The sequence below is a fragment of the Actinomycetospora sp. genome (assembly GCF_055612215.1).
In genome coordinates this window covers 1-2,750 of sequence record NZ_JBVPVA010000700.1, presented here as the reverse complement: position 1 = coordinate 2,750, position 2,750 = coordinate 1, and the positions used below count along the sequence as shown (strand labels likewise).

General features: G+C 78.3%; 3 protein-coding genes. 1 reads left to right on the top strand and 2 read right to left on the bottom strand.

Features of this window, described 5'->3' with window-relative positions; genetic code table 11:
• On the top strand, positions 1-1,183 hold a 1,183-nt coding region (locus tag AC0CYZ_RS19250), incomplete at its 5' end, for an FAD-binding oxidoreductase (protein ID WP_472218228.1).
• A 9-nt stretch (positions 1,184-1,192) separates the two neighbouring features.
• Here the strand turns inward: AC0CYZ_RS19250 and AC0CYZ_RS19245 are convergent.
• Both AC0CYZ_RS19245 and AC0CYZ_RS19240 read right to left on the bottom strand, forming a co-directional pair.
• On the bottom strand, positions 1,193-1,636 hold the full coding sequence (locus AC0CYZ_RS19245) for a heat shock protein transcriptional repressor HspR (RefSeq protein ID WP_472218230.1): 444 nt from the start codon (positions 1,634-1,636) through the stop codon (positions 1,193-1,195).
• Between the two features lie 53 nt (positions 1,637-1,689).
• A partial coding sequence (locus AC0CYZ_RS19240; RefSeq protein ID WP_472218226.1) for a DnaJ C-terminal domain-containing protein occupies positions 1,690-2,750 on the bottom strand: 1,061 nt, incomplete at its 5' end.

Genomic DNA, 2,750 nt, shown 5'->3' with positions numbered 1-2,750 from the left:
CGCGGCCGGCGCGCGCCCCGGGGCCACCACCCCGCTGACCTCGCCGCGCTCCGACGTCGCGCTCGCCGGCGAGGCCGTCCGCGCCATCTGGTCGCGCCTCGACGACCAGGAGGCCGACGTCGCCCACTGGTTCGGCGCCCTGCTCTTCAGCCTCGCCCCGCACCTGCGCGCGCAGTTCCCCGCGCAGGCCGACCGTGCGGCCCGGCGGCTGCTCCGGGCCGCGATCGGCGCGATGTCCGCGGTCGACCGGCCCCGCGAGCTCGCCCCCGCGATCAGCACCCTCGCCCGGGAGACCCGGGCCCTGGGCCTCGACGTCTCCGCCGACGAGCCCGTCGGCGTCGCGCTGGTCGGCGCGGTGCGGGAGTTCGCGGGCGAGCTGTGGGCCCCCGGGGCCGACGCCGCCTGGGTCCTGGCCTACTCGCTCGCGGCCGAGCCCGCGCGCCGCCGGGCGGCGAGCCTGCCCGGCGTCGTCGGCGGGACCGTCGTGGGGCACCGGCGCCTGAGCTGGGACCTCGCGGTGATCACGGTCGCCCCGGACGTCCCCGTCGAGTACCGGCCCGGCCAGTGGGTCACGGTCGAGGTGCCCCAGCGCCCCCGGATGTGGCGGCGGCTGACGCCGGCCGGCGCTCCCCGCGCCGACGGTCTCCTGGAGTTCCACGTGCGCGCCGTGGCGGGCGGCTGGGTCAGCCGCAGCCTCGTCGCGCACACGCAGTGCGGCGAACGCTGGAACATCGGGCCGGCCGAGGGGGACCTCACCGCCGACGCCACGGCCGAGCGGGAGCTGCTCATCGTGGCGGGTGGGACCGGCGCCGCGGTCGCGCTGGCGCTCTGCGAGGACCTCGCGGCGCACGCCGCGGCGGGCGCGGACGTGCGGCCGACCACCGTCGTCGTCGGGGGCCGGACCCCGGAGGACCTGCACAGCCTGGACCGCTTCGCCGTCATCGGCGAGGACGCGCCGTGGCTCGCGGTCGTCGGGGCGTGCGAGTCCGACCCGCTCGACCTCGAGCTCGCGCCGGGCACGGTCGTCGAGGCCATCACCCGCGCCGGGCCGTGGCTCTCCCACGACGTCGTGGTCGCGGGCTCGCCCGAGATGATCCGGGCGACGACGGCGGCCCTGCTGGTCGACGGCACGCCGCTGGACCGGATCCACTACGACCCCTTCACCGACGACGACGAGGACTGAGCGCACTCCTCAGCGCTCCGGGGGCTCCTCCGGCGCCGAGCGCCGTCCCGGCTGCCAGACCACGACGGACTGGGTGCGCCGGGCCGGCAGCAGGTCCCCGCGGCCGCCGCGCTGCTCGGACAGGGCCTGGAGCCTGGTCTGGCTGCGGGCGAGCTCCTCGGTGACCTCGGCGAGGCGGTCGGTGAGCTGGTCGACCTCGCGCTCGAGCTCGATGATCCGCTTGATGCCGGCCAGGTTGACGCCCTCCTCCTGGGAGAGCCGCTGGACCTCGCGCAGCAGCGCGATGTCGCGCACCGAGTAGCGCCGCCCGCCGCCGCTGGCCCGCCCGGGCCGGACGAGCCCGATCCGGTCGTAGGAACGCAACGTCTGGGCGTGCATGCCGGAGAACTCGGCGGCGATGGAGATGACGAAGACCGGGGTGTCCTCGTCCGCCCACGCGGGCAGGCCGGGGATCGCGGACGCGCGCGGGGCGCCGTCCGCGCCGCGGGCACCGTCGCGCGGGCCGGTCACGACGCCGCCTCCTTGCGACCGGCCTCCGCCCGATCCATCAGCCGGGCGCGGGGGTCCTCGCCGGCGGTGGCCCGGGCGTAGGCGTCGAGGGCCTCGCTCGCCTCCGCGGACAGCCGCTGCGGCACGGCGAGCTCGAGGGTGACCAGCAGGTCGCCCCGGCCGTCCTTGCGCTTCACCCCGCGCTCGCGGACGCGCAGCGTGCGGCCCACCGCACTGCCGGGCGGCACCTTGAGCGAGATGCGGCCCTCGAGGGTGGGCACCGTGACCGTGGCGCCCCGCACCAGCTCCGGGTAGGTCACCGGCAGTGAGAGCGTGAGGTCGTCGGGGTTCTTGGTCGACCGGCCGAACACCGCGTCCGGGGTCACGTGGACGACGACGTAGAGGTCGCCGGACGGCCCGCCGCTGGGCCCGGGCTGGCCCTTGCCGGCCAGCCGGATGCGCTTGCCGTCCTCCACGCCCGCCGGGATGCGGATCGTCAGCGTCCGCGGGCGGGAGCTCACGCCGTCGCCGCCGCACTCCGGGCACGGGTCGTCGACGAGGTGCCCGGTCCCGCGGCAGTCCGGGCACGGCTCGCTGAACGCGAATGCGCCCTGGCTGCGGGAGACGAGTCCCGCGCCGCCGCACCGGGTGCAGGTGCGGGGCGTGGTGCCGGGCCGGGCGCCGGAGCCCTCGCACGTGCCGCAGCGCATCGGCGAGGTCAGGCGCAGCGGGAGCGTCGCGCCGTTCACGGCCTCGCCGAAGTCGATGCGGACCTCGGTCTCGACGTCGGCCCCGCGGCGGCGGCGGGGCGTGCCGCCGAGGCCGCCGCCCATGCCGCCGGCACCGCCGGCGCCGCCCATGCCGCCGGTGGGGTCGGTCGTGGTGCCGCCGGCTCCGCCCATGCCGCCGAAGATGCCGCCGAGCAGGTCGCCGAGGCCGCCACCGCCGCCCCCGGCCCGGCCGCCGCCGAACAGGTCGTTGACGTCGAAGCCGCCGGTCGCGCCGGTGCCCGCGCCCCGGCCGCCGAAGCCGCCGCCACCGCCCCCGAAGCCGCCGAAGCGCCCGCCGGCGAAGAGGC